A 23,179-nucleotide genomic window follows, 5' to 3' on the forward strand; every position below is an offset into this window, starting at 1 on the left:
AAATGTATGTCGCCTTACAGTGAACTATATCAGTAGATTACCTAAAAATCCAACCGTGAAATCCCCCAAATAAAAAAAGTAGATTCCCGATAGAGAATCTACTTTACTTTGTAACTAAATCTTTTTAAACCTTTATTTATCTACAAAAAGAGGCAAAAAGCTATTTTAATAATTTCTGTTAAAAAGCTTCCAAAAGAATAAAATCAAAGATTTTTTAAGACATAAAGTCTTTTAATCTTACTGATGATATGGTTTAAATTATATTCAAATCTTTTGTCCGTTCTGAGGTTAAAATTTAAATCAGTTTAAACAGACTTCTGGTAAGACCAAAAAATTAATTTGATTTTTTTGCTTTAATCATTGCTTCCAGAGCGTCCCACATTTCCTGCGGAATGTCTTCCAGCATATTAAATTCACCGGCGCCCTGCAACCATTCTCCTCCATCAATCGTTACAACCTCCCCGTTCATGTAAGCAGAATAATCCGAAACAAGATAGGCGGCAAGGTTAGCCAATTCCTGGTGTTCTCCTACTCTTCGCAGCGGAACTTTTTTTCTCATATCGAATTTTTCCTGAAGATCTCCCGGAAGTAATCTGTCCCAGGCTCCTTTTGTAGGGAAAGGCCCCGGAGCAATGGCATTGAAACGGATTCCGTATTTTGCCCATTCTACGGCCAGAGATCTTGTCATTGCCAATACTCCTGCTTTAGCACAGGCTGACGGAACAACATATGCAGAACCCGTCCATGAATAAGTGGTTACGATATTGAGAACGGTTCCCGGTGTTTTGGAGTCAATCCAGTGTTTTCCGATGGAAAGGGTACAGTTTTTTGTTCCTTTTAAAACGATATCCAGAATAGAATCGAAGGCAGAATGTGTCAGTCTTTCTGTTGGGGAAATAAAGTTTCCGGCCGCATTATTCAATAGAATATCGATTTTTCCGAACTCTTTTAGAGCAGCTTCTTTCATAGCTTCTACTTCGTCCCAGTTTCTGACATCGCATGACACACAGAGAACTTTTCCGCCGGTTTCGTCTTCCAATTCTTTAGCGGTTGCCTGTAGTTTTTCCAGATTTCTTGAAGTGATCACCACTTTTGCGCCCAACTGAAGAAAATATTTTGTCATCGCTTTTCCAAGACCGCTTCCGCCTCCTGTAACAATGGCTACTTTATCTTTTAAGGCATCTTCCTTTAGCATGGGCTGTGTATATAGGTTCATATTGTTTATTTTTCTTAAAAATACTAAATATTGAATTGCCGTCCTGTAAAATAGCCTAAGAAATAATGCGCCAAATAATTTATTTTGTTTTTGCCACAAAAGATGCAGCAGGATTGATCGTGGAAAAGAGTATTCAAAAGGTTACAAAAATTCAAGGGGAAAGATGTTTATCATTTCCTGAATAGAGTAATAATTGTTTGAATTCCAGATATTGAAGTTGCGACTTCGATCCTAGCCCGGATTGCAGCTTTGTCTGAGCTCATTTTAATGTTTTGTCGCGGCGGCTTCGCCGCCGCGACAAAACATTAAAATAGCGAGTGCGGAAAGCCGGAAAAGCTTCAAATAAAAATACACAACAGGTTTTTATGGAATCAACTGCTCCTAAAAACAAAAACAGCCCGAACGATAATGATCAGGCTGTTTTTATATTGAACAAGATTAAATTAATCCAGATTAAGAAGCAACAACTGTTCCTTTAAAGGAAAGTGTTTTCGGAGTTTTGCTGTCGCTGGTAGTAACATTTACCGTTTTCATGAACGGACCTGCATTAGCTGCGTTGTAGCTTGCTTCTACAAATCCTTTTTTGCCGGGAAGGATAGGCGTTTTTGTGTAATCGGCTGTTGTACAGCCGCAAGATGGTGCTACATTTTCAATCACGATCGGTTTTTTTGAGGTATTGGTAAATTCAAATCGAATAACTTTAGGTTTTCCCTGAGGAATATTTCCTACATCAATAGATTCTGATTTCCATTTTACGGCATCTGCCAATACTTTTACAACAGGGTGATTCTCAGCAGGGAATACTCCTGCATAAAAAGGAGAAAATGCCAATACAGCCAAAAGAGCGGTTACTTTTAATTTTTTCATGATATACAATTTTTAATAATTAAAGAAATTCTGTTATTTTGATACAACAAATGTAAAGGGCACGATCAGTTCTGCATGTTAACCGGTTTTAAACATTTGTTAATGAGTTGTTAATAATAAAAGATAAATAGATATTTTTGAATATTATTGTCTGTAAATGGAAATAAAGAAGCTCAATATTATCATCTCTCTCGGATTTGTTGCCATCATCGGGATTCTGATAGCCCAGCTGATGTGGACACGCCAGGCTTATAATCTTGAGGATAAAAAATTCAATCAGACTGTAAATGTGGCGCTGCTTGAAGTTGCAGAAAAACTGTCCGGGAAAACTTCTTATACGGAAAGTCCCGTCCAGAATATTTCCAATGATTATTACGTCGTCAATATCAATAATGAGTTTCATCCTGAACTGCTGGAGCATTATCTGAAAACCGAGTTTACGCGTTTCCAGATCAATACCAACTATGTATATGCCTTATACAACTGCCATAGTGACCAGATGGTTTATGGTAAGTTTATCTCCAAACATCAGGAAAGTCCGAATGAAAAAATAATCAAATTTCCCAAACATAAAAATCTTGTTTACTATTTCTCCATCCGCTTTCCCGACAAGACCACGTATCTTATCAGTTCTTTGCGGTTTTGGTACGTCCTTACCTTTGCGCTGATTATTATTCTTCTTGTGTATGTTTATTCTATTTATACTATTATTCAGCAGAAAAAATTTGCAGAACTCCAACGGGACTTTATCAACAATATGACGCATGAATTCAAAACACCGCTTTCTTCCATACTGCTGGCTTCGGAATCGCTTACCAAACAGGATGCCGTAAAAGAAAACCCGAAACTGCAGACCTATACTTCTATTATCACTGAGCAAAGCCATAAGCTTAACCGACATATCGAAAAGATCCTGAATATTGCCAAAAACGATGCTTCAGGATTATCTTTGAAGCCACAGAGAATTGTTTTGCTGCCATTCATTCAGGAAATTGTTGACAATATAAAGCAGAAGAATGAAAACCTTTCTGTGGAGATAGCTATAGACAGCACTATTTCAATCATTGCCGATGAGTTTCACTTTACCAACATTGTTTATAATATTTTAGACAATTCCATCAAATATTGTGATGCGACACCAGTGATCATCATTTCTTCATCAAAAGATTCAAAAGCATTATATTTAAAGTTTAAAGATAACGGAATAGGGATTCCTGCTAAAAATATGCCTCACATTTTTGATAAATTTTACCGAGTGAATACCAAAAAAAGCGATGAAGTGAATGGTTTCGGGTTAGGCCTGTTTTACGTGAAAAAAGTTGTCCAGCAGCATAACTGGAAAATTTCGGTTGAAAACAATTCAGATAAAGGAATCACCATTACCCTTACTTTGCCACTTTAATAATGTGAAAGCCATGGAGAAATCTAAAATTCTATATGCCGAAGATGACGAGACAATAGCCTTCCTGATTCAGGACAGCCTGGAAAATTATTACGAAATCTCATGTTACCGCGACGGAAAATCAGCACTTGAAGCCTTTAATAAAGAAACTTTTGACATTTGCTTGCTGGACATTATGATGCCCGAGCTCAACGGCTTTGAACTGGCAGAGAAAATTCGTGAAAAAAACACCGAGATCCCGATTATTTTCCTTTCTGCAAAAGCATTGAAAGAAGACCGTATCAAAGGGTTAAAAATCGGCGCCGATGATTACCTGGTAAAACCTTTCAGCATTGAAGAGCTTATTCTGAAAATTGAAGTTTTCCTGAAACGGTCTAAGAAAACCAATACTTCTCCATCAAAATTTAAAGTGGGAAAATATACTTTTGATCCTAAAAACTATACTTTACAGGATTCTGAAAATATCATAACCCTTACCCAAAGAGAATCTGACCTGCTGTTTTATTTTATCCGGAATAAAAATACGGTGCTGAAAAGACAGGAAATTCTGAAAGCCATCTGGGGCGATGATGATTATTTCATGGGAAGAAGCCTGGATGTATTTATCTCCAGATTACGGAAGGTATTGGCAGATGAAGAAAATATTGTCATTGAAAATCTTCACGGAATAGGGTTTCGTTTTTCTGAAAAATAATTGATCAATCGAAAACCATAAACCATTATCATTTGATTTTGTCTAAATTTATGCATCAAAAAAAATTCTTGCATGAAAAATCCCGGAACTTTTGTTTTTCTTCTTTTGTTTTTTGGCGCATTCATCAAAGCCCAGAAATCCGAAAAATTAATACAGCATGTTAATCCGCTGATTGGCACAGAGAAAATGGGGCACACCTATCCTGGAGCAACTGCGCCCTTCGGAGCCGTTCAGCTAAGTCCGGAAACTGATACCATTGCTTATGAGCTCAACGGAAAATATAATGGAGAAGTCTATAAATACTGCGCCGGTTATCGTTACGAAGACAAAACCATTGTAGGCTTCAGCTCGACCCATTTCAGTGGAACAGGACATTCTGATCTGGGAGATTTCCTGATAATGCCGACCGTAGGGAAGTTACAGCTGAGTCCCGGAACTGCAGATCATCCTGAAAATGGCTACAGAAGCAGATTTTCACATCAGAACGAAAAATCAGAACCCGGCTATTACAAAGTAAAACTGGAGGATCATAATATTTTAGCCGAATTAACCTCAACAACAAGAGTTGGTGTCCATCGATACACTTTTCCGAAGTCGGATCAGGCGCATATTATTTTTGATCTGATGTCCGGAATCTATAATTATGAAGGGAAAAATATCTGGACTTATGTTCGGGTGGAAAACGGAAATACGGTTACAGGCTATCGTCAGACCAACGGCTGGGCAAGAACGAGAACCGTTTATTTTGCGATGAAATTCTCAAAGCCTTTCAAATCTTACGGACAGAAAAATTATGATGGGAAGCAGGTTTATAATGGCTTTTGGAGAAAATTCGATCAGACGAAAAATTTTCCCGAAATCGCAGGGAAAAATCTGAAAATGTATTTCGATTTTGATACGAATGAAAATGAAGCGATTGAAATTAAATTAGCCATTTCACCGGTAAGCCAGGCCAATGCCCTTGAAAATTTAGAAAAAGAGGCGGGAAACTTATCTTTCGGGCAGATAAAAGCGCAAACGCAGGAAACATGGAACAAAGAATTAAATAAAATCGTTATTAAAGGCTCTGATGCAGAGAAAACAAATTTTTATACGGCAATGTACCATACTTTTATCAATCCGACCACGTATATGGATGTAAACGGAGAATATAAAGGTTTGGATCAAAATATTCACCATGCAGAAAGCTTCACCAACTATACTACTTTTTCACTTTGGGATACCTATCGTGCACTACATCCCTTTTTTAATATTATTCAGCCAAAAAGAAACGGCGATTTGGTGAAATCAATGATGGCACATTACGATCAGTTTTCAATGAAAATGCTGCCGATCTGGTCACATTACGCCAATGACAACTGGTGCATGAGCGGCTATCACAGTGTAAGCGTTGTCGCAGATGCTATTATTAAAGGAAATTACGACGGTGATGCAAAAGCAGCTTTACAAGCCTGTATTGCTACGGCAAATAAAAGAGACTATGGGGGAATCGGACAATATATTGATCTGGGATATATTCCTGCCGAAAAAAACGGAACTTCTGTCTCCAATACGCTGGAGTATGCTTATGACGACTGGGCAATCGCACAGCTGGCGAAACATCTGGGTGAAACAGAACTTTATAACCAATTCATCAAACGCTCCGAAAACTGGAAGAATAATTTTGATGAAAGCATTGGATTCATGCGTCCCCGCCTTGCAGACGGAAGTTTTAAAAAAGATTTTAGTCCGCTGAGTACACACGGACAGGGCTTCATCGAAGGAAATTCGTGGAATTATACTTTTTTTGTACCGCAAAATCCGGGTGAATTAATTCAGCTTATGGGCGGAAAGAAAAAATTTGCTTCCAAGCTGGATGAATTGTTCACCATGCATTTGCCTGACGAATTTTTCGCAGATACGGAAGATATTACCCGGGAAGGCATTATTGGAGGCTACGTCCACGGAAATGAGCCGGCACATCATGTTGCATATCTTTATAATTGGGCAGGACAGCCATGGAAAACGCAGGCGCAGATCAGAAGAATTCTTGAAATGCAATATAAAGCGACTCCAGATGGATTAGGTGGAAACGACGATGCGGGACAAATGAGTGCATGGTATATTTTGAGTTCGCTCGGATTTTATCCTGTTGCTCCGGGTTCGGAAGAGTATGCCATTGGAAGTCCGGCAATTGATCATGCGATTTTGAATTTAGAAAACGGAAAAACTTTTGAGATTGAAGCAATTAATCAAAGCCCGAAAAATGTTTATGTTCAAAAAATTCTGTTGAATGGTAAGGAAATTAAAAACTTTACATTAAAACATTCGGATATCATGAATGGCGGGAAACTGAGTTTTTATATGAGTTCGAAGCCGAAGAAATAGTTAAACATCATAATCATAATAACAACAGAAAGAATAATTAATTCTTTACCCTGTTTCTGAACGTACATTGTTTATATTCAGCGTAATGAATTAGATTAAAATTCTGCTCACCTGTAATTTGCATACGACAATCTTCATTTTGCATACATCCGGTTCTTAATTTCTCTTCAATTTTGTATCAATAAAAATCAACAATATGAAATTGAATCAGGTAAAATTAGGAAGCCAGGGACTCATCGTCCCAAATATCGGTTTAGGATGTATGGGAATGACAGGATTTGGCGACGCCAACATGTATGGTCCTGCAGACGAAGCAGAAGCTATTGCAACCATTCACCGTTCTTTGGAACTGGGCGGAAATTTTCTGGACACGGCAGATCTGTACGGTCCTTTTAAAAACGAGCAGCTTATTGCAAAAGCAATTGAAGGCAATCGAGATCAGTATATCATCGCCACCAAATTCGGTTGGGAAATTGATGATAATGAGCAGATCACCTGGAAAATCAACGGAAGTAAAGACTATGTTAAAAAATCTGTTGAACGCTCACTGAAAAATCTGAAAACCGATTACATCGACCTGTATTATATGCACCGACTGGATAAGAATGTTCCGGTAGAAGAAACGGTTGGCGCCATGAGCGACCTGGTAAAAGAAGGTAAAATCGGTTATATTGGGTTGTCTGAAGTATCTTCAGAAACCGTAAAGAAAGCACACGCCGTTCATCCGATCTCCGCGGTTCAGAGCGAATATTCTTTGTTTGAAAGAACCGTTGAAGAAAAGGGCGTCATCAAAACGCTGAATGAATTGGGAATCGGTTTTGTAGCCTATTCTCCACTGGGAAGAGGATTTTTATCCGGAAACATAAAGACGATTGATGATTTGCCGGAGAATGATTTCCGAAGAGGAATCCCAAGATTTCAGGAACAGCATTTTCATAAAAATATAGAGCTGGTGGAAGCAATTGAAGCCATGGCAGCAGAAAAAGGAATTACGTCTTCCCAATTGGCTCTTGCCTGGATCATCAGCAAAGGAATTGTTCCGATCCCGGGTACGAAACGCAGAAAATATCTTGAACAGAATATTGAAGCGGCAAGCATTCAGTTAAGCGAATCTGATATTGAAAAGCTTGAAAGTATTGTGCCGTTGGGAACGGATACGGGAGCGACATACGATGAATTCGGAATGGGACTCTTGGATTATTAGTATTTCCTTTTCAAAAATTAAATCTTTAAATTAATTCAAACCTGGCAGGTTTTTGAAACCTGTTAGGTTTATAAAGTAGTACTTTTATGCGCCCCGGCTTGAACGGAGCTCTTTTTGCGCAACGAAGTGAAGCAAAAAAGCGGGAGTGGAAGATGGAAAAGGCGCCCAAATTCAAGACGGTCTGAAGAATCCAAATAATTGTTACCTTTACTATTATAAACCTTAAGTATGAACACCATACAATCTATTTCCCATTTTCACAGACTTTTGTCGCTTCCGGAACCGAAACATCCGATGGTAAGCGTGGTCAATCTTTCGGAAAGTATTTTTATTGAAGATGAAGTATGGAAAGGCTTTGTGAGCCATTATTACTGTGTAGCCCTGAAACGGAACGCTACAGGAAAAATAAAATACGGACAGCAGCATTACGATTATGATAAAGGGGTTTTAAGCTTCACAGCACCTAATCAGGTTCAGTATCTGGATCTTAAAACAATGGACTGTGAAAATACCGGTTATCTGCTAATTTTCCACGAAGATTTTCTTCTGAAACATTCCCTGGCAAAAACCATTTCTTCCTACGGATTTTTCTCTTACGCCGTAAATGAAGCGCTGCATCTCTCTGAAGACGAAGAAAATGATTTGCTTGAAATCTTATTTAAAATTGATAAAGAATGCCAACACATCGATCATCATACCCAGGAAATTATTCTGTCACAAATTGAGTTATTGCTGAATTATTCCAAACGATTTTATGAAAGGCAGTTTATTACCCGAAAAAGCGGAAATCATCATCTTCTGGCAAAATTTGAAGCGTATCTTAATGATTATTTTAATAACAATTCTGTTGAAAAAGAACTGCTTACCGTTCAGCAAATTGCGGAGGCTATGAATCTTTCCCCGAATTATTTGGGCGATCTTTTGAGGGTTCACACCGGACAAAATACGCAGCAGCACATTCATGAAAAACTGATCAGTAAGGCTAAGGAGAAACTTTCAACAACGGAGCTTTCGGTAAGTGAAATTGCTTATGAGCTGGGATTTGAACATGCGCAGTCATTCAGCACGCTGTTTAAAAAGAAAACGAAGATGTCGCCGCTGGAATTCCGGCAGTCTTTTAATTAAAACACATCTTCTCTAATATTATTTTTATGTTTTCTTCCCCAATCGGAAAGGGCCATGATCACAGGCTTGAGCGTTTTGCTGTAATCTGTTGAAATGTATTCCACAATCACAGGCGTTTGCTCTGCGTGTACCACTCTTTTTACAAAACCGTTCAGTTCCAGATCTTTCAGCTCGTTAGAAAGTACTCTTGCCGAAATACCCGGAATATTCCTTTGCAGCTCATTGAACCTGATATTACCGTTTTCCTGCAGAACGATAATGATTTTCAGCTTCCATTTCCCGCCAATTACGTAAATGGCATCTTCTACCGAGGAAAGATGTCCGCTGCATCCTTCAGCCGTCAAAGGTTCGTCAAAAACAACCGTATTTTCCATAATTTCAAATTTTAACTAACCGAAAGGTTACTGCTAACCTTTTGTTTACTACTAACTTTTGATAAGCAAATGTAGGTAATTTTGCTGAAGAATTTTAAAATTTAAAAAAATGAAAAACATACTTCACATTATTTCAAGCCCTAGAATAGAAGTTTCAGCCAGCAGAAAACTGGGAAAAGCGGTTGTTGAAAAAATTAAGGAAAAATATCCGGACGCCGTGGTAAAAGAGCGTGATCTTACAAAGAATTCTGTTCCCATTTTGGAAGAGATGCACATCAACACTTTTTTTACCCCGGCAGAAAGCCATTCACCGGAACAGGAAGAAATCAATGAATATTCAACAGGCCTGATTTCAGAACTGCAGGAAGCAGATATAATTGTAATTGATTCTCCTATGTACAACTTCTCGGTTCCGGCATCACTCAGAGCTTATTTTGACTTTACTTCCAGAGCAGGATATACTTTTAAATATGGTGAAAGCGGACCGAAGGGATTATTGAATAACAAAAAATTATACATTGCTTTTACATCAGGAAATATTTATTCGGAAGGTCCTCATCAGATCTATGATTCCAATGTTCCCTACGTAAAAAATGTTTTTGGATTTTATGGTGTTACCAATGTGAGCGTTTTCCGTGCAGAAGGGTTGTCGATTCCGGGAATTCAGGAAACGTCACTCGAGAAAGCCATTGAAGCCATTACTATTGATTAATTTTTCAGATATAAGTTAGAAAAGGAATGATTTTACATTTGAAATCATTCCTTTTTAATATGTTTTGGCTAAAGCCGTTTTGATTATTTATAAATGAAAAGCGGGCTAAAGCCCGCTCCTACTGATATCGTGCTATCTTATATCTATTCTTCAACTTCAAAAAGCAACCGCTCCCCGAATTTCTGTTCATTGATCTTTCCGTTTTCGTAAACTAAATTTCCATTTACAAAAGTGTGGGTAACTTTAGAATGGAAATTCATCCCTTCCAACGGGCTCCAACCGCATTTGTAAAGGATATTTTCTTTTTCTACCGTCCAATTTTCATTCAGATCAACTAAAACCAGATCTGCTTTATAGCCTTCTCTGATGAAACCTCTCTTTTCGATCCTGAATAAAATCGCCGGATTGTGAGCCATTTTTTCAACGATTCTTTCTAAAGAAATTTTTCCGTTTTTATAATTTTCCAGCATTACTACCAGAGAATGCTGAACCAAAGGCCCTCCCGAAGGACATTTTGTGTAAACATTCTGTTTTTCTTCCCAGGTGTGCGGTGCATGGTCTGTAGCAACTACATCAATTCTGTCATCAAGCAACGCTTTCCAGAGTCCGTCTTTGTCGTGTTGGGTTTTTACAGCGGGATTCCATTTGATGAGCGATCCTCGTGTCTCATAATCCTCATTGGTAAAAGTTAGGTGATGAACACAAACTTCCGCCGTGATTTTTTTATCTTTTAATGGAATATCGTTACGGAAAAGCTCCAGTTCTTTCGCCGTTGACAAATGGAAAACGTGCAGCCTGGCTCCTGTTTTTTTGGCCAGCTCGACAGCTTTTGAAGAAGATTTATAACAGGCTTCCTCACTTCTGATCAAATGATGAAATTTCACCGGAATATCTTCTCCGTACTGATTAATATATTGCTGTGTATTGGCTCTGATGGTCGCTTCATCCTCACAATGAACGGCAATCAGCATTTTGGTATTATTGAAAATATTTTCCAGCGTTTCGGGATTATCCACCAGCATGTTTCCGGTGGAAGAACCTAAGAATAATTTGATTCCCGGAACGTTTCTTGGATTGGTCTTTAAGATTTCTTCCAGATTATCATTTGTCCCTCCCATCATAAAACCGTAGTTAGCATACGACTTTTGCGATGCAATTTCATATTTATCAGTCAGTAACTCCTGTGTTACTGCATTGGGAACTGTATTCGGCTGTTCGATAAAACTGGTAGTTCCTCCGGCAATAGCAGCGCGCGATTCACTTTCAATATCACCTTTATGGGTAAGGCCAGGTTCGCGGAAATGAACCTGATCATCGATCACTCCCGGTAAAAGATACTTTCCTGCGCCGTCGATAATGCGATCTGCCTCGACTGAAATAGCTGAATCGATTCTGGAAATGACATCATTTTCAATCAATATATCGCCTTCAATGATATTTCCTTCGTTGACGATTTTTACGTTTTTAATTAGGGTCTTCATTTATACTTTTTTAGAAATTATCCGGAAGTTTAAGGGTCAGCTTTTATCAAAGTTGAATTTTGACAAAGTTTTTCAAAAATAAGGTTTATGGATGAATTTTTATACCGTCGATAAAAATCAATTTCTAAATATTTACATTTGCATAAAATTTCAGATTTTGAAGAAACTTCTCAACGAAACGATTATATACGGAATCGGGGCGATTATGCCGAGGATCATTGTTGTACTGCTGAATTATCTTTTTATTAAAAATATTGACAACAGTGCGTTTGCCATTTTCACCAATCTCTATGCGCTGATATCGTTTGTTAATATTGTTTTGTCTTTTGGTTTTGAAACGGCTTATTTCAGGTTTTCATCCGACAAAGACAACGAACAAAAGGTTTTCAATACTTCTTTCTGGTTTTTAACAGGTTTATCTACTGTTTTTTTGGTACTGGTATTGCTGTTTAATCAGCCTATTGCCAATGTTTTCGGATATTCGGAGACGCCGGAGTTTATCCGCTGGTTTGCCTGGATTGCATTTTTTGATAATATTCTTGTAATCCCGCTGGCCTGGTTCAGGTTTCACAACAGACCGCTAAAATATACTGCTGTAAGAGTGATTCAGGCTGTTTTCCAGAGTGCTTTTGCTATTGCATTATTTCTTTATATTCCGCAGGAATTCAGTTTAAAATTAGGCTTAAAGGAAAAAGTTTCCTATCCATTTTACAGTAATCTGGCGGCCAGCTTTTTAGGTGTTATATTGGTTTTACCGGTTATTCTGAAGGTGAAGCTGCAGTTTTCAAAGGAGCTTTTTTTCCAGATGCTAAAATATTCTTGGCCGATTATGATTGCCGGACTGGCATTTATGGTCAATGAAAATTTTGATAAATTCATCCAGAAATTCATTATCGACGATGGTGATGCAGGAGCATACGGCGGATGCTATAAAATGGCGGTTTTAATGACCCTCTTCGTTACCGCATACCGAATGGGAATTGAGCCGTTTTTCTTCAAACAAATGAACAATGAAAACGCAAAAAAAACCTATGCAAAAGTAACAGAATATTTCTCATTTTTCGCATCGGTAGTAGCTTTAGGAATTATTGCCAATGTTTCATGGCTCAAGCTTTTACTGGTACCCAACAGTTCGTACTGGATTGCCTTAAATATTATTCCTATTATCGTTATTGCCAATCTTTTTTTCGGGATATACTACAATCTTTCTACCTGGTACAAAGTGACCGACAGAACAAGAGTGGGAACCTACATCTCCTGGATTGGCGCTATTATTACAATTATTTTAAATCTCGTATTGCTAAGACAATATGGTTTTATGGTTTCCGCATGGATTACACTGGCGGCCTATTTTACCATGATGGTCTTATCCTATTTTTTAGGCCAGAAATACTATCCTATTCCTTACAGAATGAAGAAAATTTCTTTTTTCGTTGTTCTTCTGGCGGTCTTCAGCTATGTTATTGTAGAGTTCTTTGACTATAATCTCTGGATCGGAAACTTATTTTTTCTAGTTTATGCAGGTATTCTCATTTATTCTGAAAAAGATATGCTTCTCTCCAGGATCAAAAAGTAATTTGGTCTTTAATTTGCTGCGTATGGTTTCTGTTTTAAATAATATTAAAACTGCCGAAATACTACCCTTTTATTGCTATCTTTATAAAAAATTAAACAACCATTAAAAAAACATACTTATATAATTTATGAAAATTATCGTTCCTATGGCTGGACGTGGTTCCAGATTACGTCCACATACTCTTACCGTTCCGAAACCTTTAATTCCGATTGCAGGAAAACCAATCGTACAGAGACTGGTGGAAGATATTGCCAAAGTAGCAGGAGAAGAAATTGAAGAAGTAGCATTCATCATCGGAGATTTTGGTCCCGAGATTGAAAAATCCCTTATTCAGATTGCTGAAAGACTGGGAGCCAAAGGAAGCATCTATTACCAGAACGATCCGCTTGGTACCGCACATGCTATCAAATGTGCAGAGCAGTCAATGAGCGGTAATGTAGTGATCGCTTTTGCCGATACCCTTTTCCGTGCAGATTTTATTTTGGATAAAAATTCGGACGGGGTAATCTGGGTAAAGAGCGTAGAAGATCCTTCCGCTTTCGGGGTCGTAAAATTAGACAACTACGGATTTATTACCGATTTTGTCGAAAAGCCGCAAACCTTTGTTTCAGACCTTGCCATTATCGGGATTTACTATTTCAACAGTGCAGAAAAGCTGATGGATGAGATCAACTACCTCATGGATAATAATATCAAGAACGGTGGAGAATACCAGCTTACTACCGCTTTGGAAAATCTCCGTGCAAAAGGTGCAAAATTCACTTTAGGAAAAGTAAATGACTGGATGGATTGCGGAAATAAAAATGCCACCGTAGAGACAAACAGCAAAATTCTTGCTTATGAACAAGAAGCCATGTCTCAATATCCTGCTTCCGCACAAATCGAAAATTCACTGATTATTCCGCCATGCTTCATTGGTGAAAATGTAAAAATCTCCAACTCAAAAGTGGGTCCGGGAGTTTCATTGGGAAATAATACAGTGATTGTCAATTCTAATATTGAAAATTCCCTGATTCAGGAAAATACAAAAATCAATCATGGAAATCTTTCTAACTCTATGATCGGAAATTCTGCCCAATATTTCGGTGTATCAAGAGAAATTTCCTTAGGAGATTATTCGGTTCTTGATTTTTTATCGAAATAATTTGACCGGAATCAATAATTCAACGCAAATAGCTATCTTCAGACCACACAAAATGTTTTGTGTGGTTTGGCGTTAATATTGCAACGTAATTTTTATAAATTGAAAGGTAAATACATGAAAAACTGGATCATAGTACTATTATTGCTCTTTGCTGTAACATCCTGTAAAACAAGAAATGCTGCTAAAAAATCTCGTAATGCTCTAAAAACCGACAGTACATTTGTACTGGAAAATGATCAGAATCCCAAAGATGCCAATGAGCCTATAAGAAATAAACTGCCTTTCTTTGAGCATGTCATTCCGCCGGTTCAGTTTGAGCAGATCAAAATTAACAGTAAAGTAAATGTGGAAACCGGAAGTTTTATTCCTACGTTAGATGCCACTATTTATATTGAGAAAGATAAAAAAGTGTGGATGAATCTCCAGGCATTCATCATCACGGTGGCCCGCGGGATTGCAACACCGGAAGGAATAAAAGGCCAGGATAAAACCAGTAAAACCTATATTGATTCTGATTTCGACTACCTTAACAATCTCCTGAATGTCAACTTCATTGATTATAAAGCTCTGGAAAAAATTCTTTTAGGACGAACCTTCGTAAAAATCAACGACTCACAGTTTACATTAACCCAGAATTCTCAGGGCTTCAGAATGGCATCCAATACCAATCAGAAAATTGAGACCGAAGAACGAACAAGAGAGTATAAAATTGTATTAAACTACGATACCAATTATGATTTGCTGAATGTAAATCTTAAGGATGTCCTGTCTCCTGATGAGCTTGACGTATCGTATAGCAATTGGGAAGAAATCAACGGAATCCGTTTGCCCAGAAATGTTAAAATAATTATAAAAGGCTCAAAAAGCAGCCAGATTTTACTGGAAAATACGAAATTTGATTTTTCGAGGATGGATACACCATATTCTGTGCCATCCAGTTATAAGAAAATCGAAATTAAATGATTAAAAAATTTAGCTTTTTAATAGGTATTTTATTGTTCGGACTGCATCATGGACAAAGCGGTAAAAAAGAACAACTGCAAAAGCAAAATGCTGAACTTAAAAAACAAATTGCACAGATAAACACAGATTTAGCAAAAACGAGAAATGAATCTAAACTCTCCGTAGCCTATCTTGAAAATGTCAACAAAAAGCTGGTATTGAGAGAAAAGGTTTACAACAATACTCAGAAGGAAAAAAGATTTATTGAAGACGAAATTTACCTTCGTCAGCTTGAAATCAACCGTCAGAACAGAGAGCTTAAAATCCTCAGGGAAAATTACGCCAAAGTTCTGGTGAATGCTTATAAAAATAAAGGAGTACAAAATAAAGTAACGTTTATTCTTTCTGCCAAAAATTTGGGAGAAGCTATTCGCAGGGTTCAGTACCTCAAACAATACTCTGACTATCAGGATAAAAAAGCTGCAGAAATCACCAATGCTGCCGCAAAAATCAAGCAATCTATAGCACAGAAACAAAATTCCGTAAAAGAGAAGGCAAATCTTCTTGCCAATCAACAGAAAGATTTAACAACCATTAATGCTGAAAAAGCTCAGAAGGAGCAGCTTGTATCGGAATTTAAGAAAAACGAATCCAAGCTAACTTCAGAACTAAGACAAAAGCAGACACAATCTAAAGCGCTCGAAGGACAGATCAGATCTATTATTGCAGAGGAAATAAGAATTGCAAAAGCAGAAGAAGAAGCAAGGAAAAAAGCGGAAGCAGAAAAAATCCGTCTTGCCAAAATTGCTGCTGAAAGAGAAAAAGCCAGAATTGAAGCTGAAAATAAAGCACGCGCAGAAGCACTGGAAAGAGAAAGACTGGCCGCAGAAGCAGAATCCAGAAAAGCATCTGAACTCGCAGCAAAAAGAGCTGAGGAAGAAAGAAAGCGTACGGAAGATGCTGCAAGATCAGAAGCAACCGCCAGAGATGAAGCCAGAAAAGTAGCCGCTAAAAAAGCATCTGATGAAGCAGCGGCAAGAGCAAAAGAAGCCTCTGAAAAAGTTGCAGCAGCAAGAGCCGCAGAAGTAGCGCTAGCTAAAAAGAAGGAAGATGATAAGAAAGCAGCAGAAACAAAGGCAATGACCAATTACGGAGTAACTACCGTTGCAGGAAGCAATTTTGCCGATAATAAAGGAAGATTAGGCTACCCTGCAGATAAAATTGGGCAGATTACGCACCGCTTCGGAAGACATCCGCATCCGGTATTTAAAAATATTGACGAAGAAAACAACGGAATAAAAATCTCCGTACCTTCCGGCACAAGAGCAAGGTCAGTATTCCCGGGAACTGTTTCCTCTGTATTGGCCAACAGTGACGGAACCAAAACCGTTATCCTTAAGCATGGTAATTATTTCACCATTTATTCTAATCTGGGAAGTGTAAATGTTTCCAAAGGACAGCAGGTTTCGGCAGGAACTCCGGTTGGGGTGATCGGCCAGGATTTTGACGGAACGTACACGCTTGATTTCCAGGTATGGAACGGAAGCACACCTGTGGATCCATTAGGTTGGGTTTCTTATTAAAAAAAGATTAACTTTGTAAAAAATTTAGCAATGAATACATTAACAATATTGTCATTATCTTGGCAGCATATCCTTATCGTAGCCATTATTCTTTTGTTACTTTTCGGAGGTAAAAAAATCCCTGAATTAATGAGAGGAGTTGGTTCCGGTATCAAAGAATTCAAAGATGCAGTAAAGGAAGAGGATAAACCAGGTTCTGAAAATAAGACCACCAACAACAATCCTTCAAGCAACTAAAATTCTTATAACCCGATGAATTTCACAGAGACTGCATGGGCAGTCTTCAATAAGTCTATTGAAGATTATCACATGTCTGATGACGTTAACACTCTAATTAATAACCCGTTCGAAAAGGACACTTTGGAACGGATTTTGTATGCAAAGAACTGGATTGATACCGTTCAATGGCATTTGGAAGATATAATTAGAGATGAAAATATTGATCCGGCTGAAGCGCTCCAGTTAAAAAGAGCGATAGATGCATCAAATCAGAAAAGAACTGATCTGGTGGAATTTATAGACAGCTGGTTTCTTAAAAAATATGAAAGTGTAACTCCTAAACCTGACGCAAAAATCAATACTGAAACTATCGCTTGGGCGGTAGACAGATTATCAATTCTCGCGCTTAAGGTTTATCATATGTCGTTAGAGGCAAACAGAGATTCAGCTTCCGAAGAACACAGAGCCAATTGTCAGGCAAAATTAGATGTTCTTCTTGCACAGCATGAAGATCTTTCAACTTCTATTAATCAGTTGCTTACTGATATTGAGAACGGTGATGTTAAGATGAAAGTGTACAAACAAATGAAAATGTACAATGATGAAAGTCTTAACCCAGTCCTATATCAAAAGGGGCAACAAAAATGAAACGATTACTTTTTTTTGGGGTATTACTGGTTATAACATCTTGCGCAACGGAAAAACAAAACTTTTCTCCGTTGTCTACCGGCTTTTATAGCGAAACCAAGGGATCAGATTCCGATAAGGGAGCAAACAGTATTGATATTAATGTAAAAAGTAATGTAAACGCTTCCGAAATTTCCAATCTGATTGCCACTTTTCCCAAATTCAAGAATACAGCTTTAAACAGTGAAATCATCACTCTGAAATATAGCCTGCAAAACTATCTTTATGCAATAGATGCTGATAATCTGAATGGGAAAAATAAAGCGCTGAAAGACTTTGAAAAATCTTATAAAAAAGTTCAGAAGCTGAGACAAAATCTTAACAAAGATGAAGATGAGATCCTTAACCGTTATTTGGTCAGACTCAAAACCAATGTTTCTGCAATTGAAGATTATATAAAGGGAAATTAAAAACTAATTAAGGGTTCATGATTAAAATTCAGGCGGAGTCCAACGTTCCTACGGAATACGGTACTTTCCGAATGATTGCTTTATCCGAAAACGAGAATGACTGGATGCCACACATGGCTATTGTCGCAGACAAAACAGATTTTTCTAAACCTGTGAACGTACGCTTCCACTCAGAGTGCATTACCGGAGAAGTTTTCCATTCAAAAAAATGCGAATGCGGGCAGCAGCTGGATGCTGCCATGAAATATATCCATGAAAATGGAGGAGTTATTATCTACCTTCGTCAGGAAGGAAGAAATATCGGGATCATTAACAAATTAAAAGCTTATTCTTTACAGGAAAAAGGTTTTGATACAGTAGAAGCCAATCTGAAGCTGGGCTTACCAGCAGATGACAGAAACTTCGGCGTAGCCATAGAAATCCTTAATTTACTGGGAATATTGGATATCAATCTTCTTACCAATAATCCTGAAAAGATAAAGTATGTAGAAGAAAGCAATATCCATCTTAATTCTCGGGTTCCTTTACAGATTCCGGCAAACGAAATAAGCCAAGGATATTTACAGACAAAAAAAGATTATTTTGGTCATTTACTGGATGACAACGATAAGTAAAAGTAAAAGCTCCGAAAGAAATTCCGGAGCTTTTTTGTAATTATAAAAAACTGAAAAGATATAACTTATTATTTCGTAACCACAGTATTGATTACTTTAGATTCATCAAGATTATAATATTTTACAACAGCATTGTAATCGCTGTAATCAATATTTGTTTTTCCTGAACTTGCTGGAACCAATACAATTCTGAAAGTCTGATTGTTTAGATAATTTCCCACTTCAGTCGAAGACATTGTAGAAAGATTGAAATTTGGATTATCAATTCTGATCTGAACATTCTTAGAATCGAAAACGAAATTATAATCAAATTTCCTTGCAGACGTTGAAGTTGATGAATCTAAATACCAAGTATAGGGAAGCTGTTGCCACGCAGTACCTGCTTTTCTATATACCAAGACAACATCAGTACTTTCTATATTAATACCTTGTGTAAAAGCATAGCTGTTTGCAGAAGTAAAACTGCCGGTAACATCTCTCATCTGGGAATAAGTATCGCCATCTCCTACGACATCATCATTATTATCACAGCTGAATATGAATAAGCTTACAAAAGCTAATAGCAAAATTGGAAAAAATTTTTTCATTTTATAAAAGTTTAGTTGTTTTTGTTATTTATAATGCATATTCAAATCATATACCAAAAAACTTAAAAACATTGTTTTCATCATCTTTTTAATTGTATTTTTGTTATTATTCAAAATTATGAAGAAACTGATCTCTATATTAATCTTTGGCATATCATTATTTAACCTAAAAATTACGGCCCAATATATACCTCAAAATCTTTCTAAGGAAGATCTTAAAAAGGCCAATCACTGGGTTGACAAGACGTATAAAAATCTTTCGCAGGATGAAAAGCTCGGACAGCTTTTCATTGTTGCACTATATACCAATAAAGGTGAAAATGAGATTAATACCGTACGAAACATTGTTACAAATGAAAAGATCGGCGGTCTGATCCTGATGCAGGATGACGCAGCAAGAGAGATCAGCTTAGTTAATGAATTCCAGCAAAAATCAAAAACCCCTTTGATGATCGGAATGGATGCTGAATGGGGATTGTATCAGAGAATTGCTGCTGCACATAAATTTCCGTGGGCAATGACTTTGGGAGCGATTCAGGATAAAAACCTGATCCGCCAGATGTCTGCCAAAATTGCAGAAGACTGCCACCGAATGGGAATTAACTGGGATTTCGCCCCCGTTGTTGATGTAAACACCAATCCGGATAATCCGATTATCGGTAACAGAAGTTTCGGATCTGAAGTTAGCAATGTTATCAGTTCCGCATCTGCATATGCAAGCGGACTCCAGGATAATAATATTCTGGCGGCTATTAAACATTTTCCGGGACATGGCGATACCAGTACAGATTCTCACCTGGATCTTCCGGTGGTTTCGCATAACCTTGACCGGCTCAATAATATTGAACTGGCTCCTTTTAAAGCATTGATGAAAGAAAGGATAGGCGGAGTGATGGCTGCCCATTTATATGTTCCCAGCCTTGAGTCGGGAAAAGGAATTCCGGCTTCGGTTTCAAAAAATATTATTACCGGTCTGCTGAAAGAAAAATTAGGCTATAAAGGACTTATTATCACCGATGCATTAAATATGGGTGCGGTGGCCAATAAATATAAACCGGGCGAACTGGATGCGCTGGCTTTTAAAGCAGGAAATGACATCATGCTATTCTCCCAGGGTGTTGCAGAAGGGAAGAAACTCATTCAGCAGGCTATTGACAATGGTGAAATTTCTCAGGCAAGAGTTGAGGAAAGTGTAAAGAAAATTCTTCTGACAAAATATTTCTTAGGCTTAGATAAATACAGCCCGAAAAATCCTGAAAATATCAATTCAGATTTAAACAATGATTCTCATAAAACATTGGTTCAGAATTTATATGCGAATGCTTTAACACTATTGAAAGATGAGAAAAAGCTGCTCCCTCTAAACGGAAAACGAATCTATTATATTCCTCTCGAAGAAGCTCCCTACCAGACATTTGCCAATGAAATGGGTTCAGAAATCATCATTAAAAAACCCAATGAGACCAATACAATACCTGCCAATTCTACAGTAATTGTTGGTTTTCATAAAGACAATTCCACCGCCTACAAATCTTACAAAATTTCCGAAGCATCAAAAAAGGTATTATCTGAATTATCAAAAACCCAGAATGTTATCCTGAATGTTTTCGGAAGCGCTTATGCATTGAAAGATATTGACATTTCAAATATTTCTACAGTCTTAGTTTCTTATGAAAACAACGATGACTCAATGACGGCTACAGCCAATGCACTGAAAGGAAAAACAAAAATCCGAGGCAGGCTTCCGATCTTGGTAAATGATAAACTGAAAGCAGGAATGGGAATTGATCTTGAGTCCACAACAGATAAATAACGTAAGTGTAATATTTACATAACAAACAACAATACATCAATGAAAATAGGCATACTTTGCTATCCCACCTACGGAGGAAGCGGAATTGTAGCAACAGAACTGGGAATGTCGCTTGCCAACAAAGGTTACGAAGTTCACTTTATCAGTAATGCACTTCCGGCAAGATTAGATATTACCAACCCGAATATTTTTTTCCACAGGGTAAATGTTCAGACCTATCCCCTTTTCCAGTACCAGCCTTACGATATTGCACTGAGCTCGATGATCTATCGCGTAGTGAATCTTTATAAGCTGGATCTGCTTCATGCCCATTATGCCATTCCGTATGCATATGCTGCATTTACCGCAAAACAGATGCTGAAAGAAGATGATAATGACATTCCTTTGGTAACAACCCTTCACGGCACGGATATTACGCTGGTTGGCCAGCACCCAAGCTATAAACATGCTGTAGAATTTTCGATCAATCAATCTGATGCCATTACTTCGGTTTCCGAAAGTCTGAAAAGAGATACCCTGCAGTTCTTCAAAATCAAAAAAGAAATTCAGGTAATTACCAATTTTATTGATAATTCTGAATTTGTCGAACGCAATGAATGCCAAAGAACACAGTTTGCCAATCCTGACGAAAAGATCTTGATCCATGTTTCCAATTTGCGCCCTGTAAAAAGAGTAGATGAAGTTCTTCAGATCTTCAAAAATGTACAGAAAAAGGTAAAATCGAAACTGATTATTATTGGAGAAGGTCCCGACATGGAGAAAGTCAGCCAATTCCTTGAGGAAAATCCGGACCTCATTTCTAAAATCCGTCTGCTTGGAAAAGTAAACGACCTGTACCGAATCCTTCAGCTGTCCGATGTATTTTTATTGCCTTCGGAACAGGAAAGTTTCGGTCTGGCTGCACTGGAGGCGATGGCTGCATACACTCCGGTTATCAGTTCCAATGCGGGAGGAATTCCGGAAGTGAACATTCAGGGAGAAACCGGATTTTTAGCAGAAATCGGAAATGTGGAAGCCATGAGCAACTACACGATTAAACTGTTAAGCAATGAAGAGCTTTTATCCGAAATGAAGAAAAATGCGAAAGAGCAGGCCATAAAATTCGATCTGAAAAACATTCTCCCAATCTATGAGGAAATGTACAGAACGACTATTGAAAATTTTAAAAGTGAGCTGACGAAAGCTTAGGCATTTAACAATAAAATATAGGCTGCATTTCTGGTAATGCAGCCTTTGTTGTTTAAGCTATTATTAAACATTAAGATTTTATAAGGTTGTAAGAAAATTAAGGAAATATCTTTAATATTTTAATAAGACCTGACGCTTCATTTTTATCCAATCAATCCTTTTTACATTTAACTACTTACATCTTACTATTTAAAAATACTACTCCTGTGATGGTGGCTGCCGGTCATTCCCCGGAATATCCTTCCGGTTTGCCAGCAATACATTGTACTGATCGGTAAGCGCATTCAGCTGGTTGATGACGGTGGCGTATGGTGACGGCGGTGTCTCTACCAATAGATGAAGCGCATCAATCCTGTCACGCAATGCGTAGTAGGCGGCATTCACCTCTTCCCTTTTCGATTTAATGGTTTCCGGGCTGGCATCCCCGTATTCCTGCGTACGGGAAAGATAAGTGGTATTGAACAGGTCATTGGCTGTTTTCATCTCATTGATCCATGCAGAAAGATTAAAAGCGGCAACCGCATCGGTGAGTTCGGGCTTATTTTCCCAATCTTTGATGAGATTGTTAAGCGTGGCGGTTTCTGCCTGATAGTTTAAACGTGCAATACCGCTTCCATACAGAGCCATATTGTCGAGAAGCAATTGCGCCTTCTGTTTTTTATCTGCTTCAAAATGATAAGAATACCCCAAAAGAAAATAATAAATTCCGTTGATGGCATTATCCCTTCTTTCATCCAACAGCAAAAGGTCCTGTGTTTTCTCGTTGGCCAACGCTTTCTTATACAGATTTTCCAGTTCGGAAATTTTGGTATTGAAGGTTGAAAGTTTGGCGTCGATCTGTAAGGTTGCGGGGTTATTCAGGTCGATAATTCCTGAGAAGTCTTTTACGTATTGCAGGTATTCTGCGTTGCGAAGTTTTGGTAAGTCGATAAAATTCATTTGTGTATATTTTATTATTAAACCGTATGATCCGA

The 23,179-nt window shown here is 37.8% G+C and carries 22 protein-coding genes; 16 read left to right on the forward strand and 6 right to left on the reverse strand.

What is annotated here, in order from left to right; genetic code table 11:
- Positions 1-334: 334 nt before the first annotated feature.
- Complete coding sequence (locus ACYT6F_RS03135) at positions 335-1,216, reverse strand: SDR family oxidoreductase (protein ID WP_472599851.1); 882 nt, start codon at positions 1,214-1,216, stop codon at positions 335-337.
- Positions 1,217-1,669: 453 nt separating this feature from the next.
- The gene (locus ACYT6F_RS03140) at positions 1,670-2,083 is read right to left on the reverse strand and encodes a DUF1573 domain-containing protein (RefSeq protein WP_472599852.1); all 414 of its coding nucleotides are present in this window, start codon (positions 2,081-2,083) and stop codon (positions 1,670-1,672) included.
- 157 nt (positions 2,084-2,240) lie between these two features.
- Between ACYT6F_RS03140 and ACYT6F_RS03145 the strand changes: the two genes are divergently transcribed.
- From ACYT6F_RS03145 to ACYT6F_RS03165, 5 genes are all read left to right on the forward strand, one after another.
- Positions 2,241-3,485 carry a sensor histidine kinase gene (locus ACYT6F_RS03145; protein ID WP_472599853.1) on the forward strand — a complete coding sequence of 415 codons (1,245 nt, stop codon included), beginning with the start codon at positions 2,241-2,243 and terminating at the stop codon, positions 3,483-3,485.
- 13 nt (positions 3,486-3,498) lie between these two features.
- Positions 3,499-4,179: a response regulator transcription factor gene (locus ACYT6F_RS03150; protein ID WP_472599854.1), complete on the forward strand. Its 681-nt coding sequence runs from the start codon at positions 3,499-3,501 to the stop codon at positions 4,177-4,179.
- A gap of 72 nt (positions 4,180-4,251) precedes the next feature.
- Complete coding sequence (locus ACYT6F_RS03155) at positions 4,252-6,546, forward strand: GH92 family glycosyl hydrolase (RefSeq protein WP_472599855.1); 2,295 nt, start codon at positions 4,252-4,254, stop codon at positions 6,544-6,546.
- Positions 6,547-6,742: 196 nt separating this feature from the next.
- The gene (locus ACYT6F_RS03160; protein ID WP_472599856.1) at positions 6,743-7,750 is read left to right on the forward strand and encodes an aldo/keto reductase; all 1,008 of its coding nucleotides are present in this window, start codon (positions 6,743-6,745) and stop codon (positions 7,748-7,750) included.
- A gap of 228 nt (positions 7,751-7,978) precedes the next feature.
- Complete coding sequence (locus ACYT6F_RS03165) at positions 7,979-8,875, forward strand: helix-turn-helix domain-containing protein (protein WP_472599857.1); 897 nt, start codon at positions 7,979-7,981, stop codon at positions 8,873-8,875.
- Here the strand turns inward: ACYT6F_RS03165 and ACYT6F_RS03170 are convergent.
- Positions 8,872-9,249 carry a winged helix-turn-helix transcriptional regulator gene (locus ACYT6F_RS03170; protein WP_472599858.1) on the reverse strand — a complete coding sequence of 126 codons (378 nt, stop codon included), beginning with the start codon at positions 9,247-9,249 and terminating at the stop codon, positions 8,872-8,874. The two genes, ACYT6F_RS03165 and ACYT6F_RS03170, sit on opposite strands and share 4 nt — an antisense overlap.
- Positions 9,250-9,358: 109 nt before the next feature.
- Here ACYT6F_RS03170 and ACYT6F_RS03175 point away from each other — a divergent pair, with 109 nt between their 5' ends.
- On the forward strand, positions 9,359-9,961 hold the full coding sequence (locus ACYT6F_RS03175; RefSeq protein ID WP_472599859.1) for an FMN-dependent NADH-azoreductase: 603 nt from the start codon (positions 9,359-9,361) through the stop codon (positions 9,959-9,961).
- A gap of 143 nt (positions 9,962-10,104) precedes the next feature.
- Here the strand turns inward: ACYT6F_RS03175 and ACYT6F_RS03180 are convergent, their stop codons facing one another.
- On the reverse strand, positions 10,105-11,442 hold the full coding sequence (locus ACYT6F_RS03180) for a dihydroorotase (protein ID WP_472599860.1): 1,338 nt from the start codon (positions 11,440-11,442) through the stop codon (positions 10,105-10,107).
- Positions 11,443-11,599: 157 nt separating this feature from the next.
- On the opposite strand from ACYT6F_RS03180, the gene ACYT6F_RS03185 reads away from it, so the two are divergent.
- The 8 genes from ACYT6F_RS03185 to ribA all read left to right on the forward strand — a co-directional run bounded on the left by ACYT6F_RS03185 (position 11,600) and on the right by ribA (position 18,617).
- Positions 11,600-13,018 (forward strand): lipopolysaccharide biosynthesis protein, encoded by a 1,419-nt coding sequence (locus tag ACYT6F_RS03185; RefSeq protein WP_472599861.1) that lies wholly within the window; start codon positions 11,600-11,602, stop codon positions 13,016-13,018.
- A gap of 127 nt (positions 13,019-13,145) precedes the next feature.
- The gene (locus ACYT6F_RS03190; RefSeq protein ID WP_169231249.1) at positions 13,146-14,162 is read left to right on the forward strand and encodes a sugar phosphate nucleotidyltransferase; all 1,017 of its coding nucleotides are present in this window, start codon (positions 13,146-13,148) and stop codon (positions 14,160-14,162) included.
- Positions 14,163-14,276: 114 nt separating this feature from the next.
- Positions 14,277-15,125, forward strand: coding sequence for a lipoprotein insertase outer membrane protein LolB1 (lolB1, locus tag ACYT6F_RS03195; protein ID WP_472599862.1), 849 nt, complete (start codon positions 14,277-14,279; stop codon positions 15,123-15,125).
- Positions 15,122-16,687, forward strand: a complete 1,566-nt coding sequence (locus ACYT6F_RS03200; RefSeq protein ID WP_472599863.1) for a murein hydrolase activator EnvC family protein — start codon at positions 15,122-15,124, stop codon at positions 16,685-16,687. The genes lolB1 and ACYT6F_RS03200 overlap by 4 nt, the downstream gene beginning before the upstream one ends.
- Before the next feature lie 30 nt (positions 16,688-16,717).
- Entirely contained in the window at positions 16,718-16,924 is a 207-nt protein-coding gene (locus tag ACYT6F_RS03205) for a twin-arginine translocase TatA/TatE family subunit (RefSeq protein ID WP_029297620.1), read from the forward strand.
- Between the two features lie 15 nt (positions 16,925-16,939).
- Positions 16,940-17,554: a DUF4254 domain-containing protein gene (locus ACYT6F_RS03210; RefSeq protein WP_169231252.1), complete on the forward strand. Its 615-nt coding sequence runs from the start codon at positions 16,940-16,942 to the stop codon at positions 17,552-17,554.
- Positions 17,551-18,003 (forward strand): hypothetical protein, encoded by a 453-nt coding sequence (locus ACYT6F_RS03215; protein ID WP_472599864.1) that lies wholly within the window; start codon positions 17,551-17,553, stop codon positions 18,001-18,003. The genes ACYT6F_RS03210 and ACYT6F_RS03215 overlap by 4 nt, the downstream gene beginning before the upstream one ends.
- A 17-nt stretch (positions 18,004-18,020) precedes the next feature.
- Positions 18,021-18,617, forward strand: coding sequence for a GTP cyclohydrolase II (gene ribA, locus ACYT6F_RS03220; protein ID WP_169231254.1), 597 nt, complete (start codon positions 18,021-18,023; stop codon positions 18,615-18,617).
- Positions 18,618-18,685: 68 nt separating this feature from the next.
- Here ribA and ACYT6F_RS03225 read toward each other — a convergent pair whose 3' ends face one another.
- A complete protein-coding gene (locus ACYT6F_RS03225; protein ID WP_472599865.1) occupies positions 18,686-19,204 on the reverse strand; it encodes a hypothetical protein in 519 nt (172 codons plus the stop codon).
- 118 nt (positions 19,205-19,322) lie between these two features.
- On the opposite strand from ACYT6F_RS03225, the gene ACYT6F_RS03230 reads away from it, so the two are divergent.
- Positions 19,323-21,017, forward strand: coding sequence for a glycoside hydrolase family 3 protein (locus ACYT6F_RS03230; RefSeq protein ID WP_472599866.1), 1,695 nt, complete (start codon positions 19,323-19,325; stop codon positions 21,015-21,017).
- A 39-nt stretch (positions 21,018-21,056) separates the two neighbouring features.
- Positions 21,057-22,205: an N-acetyl-alpha-D-glucosaminyl L-malate synthase BshA gene (bshA, locus tag ACYT6F_RS03235; protein WP_472599867.1), complete on the forward strand. Its 1,149-nt coding sequence runs from the start codon at positions 21,057-21,059 to the stop codon at positions 22,203-22,205.
- 198 nt (positions 22,206-22,403) lie between these two features.
- On the opposite strand, the gene ACYT6F_RS03240 is transcribed toward bshA, so the two are convergent.
- Positions 22,404-23,144 (reverse strand): DUF6261 family protein, encoded by a 741-nt coding sequence (locus ACYT6F_RS03240; protein ID WP_472599868.1) that lies wholly within the window; start codon positions 23,142-23,144, stop codon positions 22,404-22,406.
- Positions 23,145-23,179: the final 35 nt, after the last annotated feature.

Source organism: Chryseobacterium sp. NG-CE01 (genome assembly GCF_055695505.1).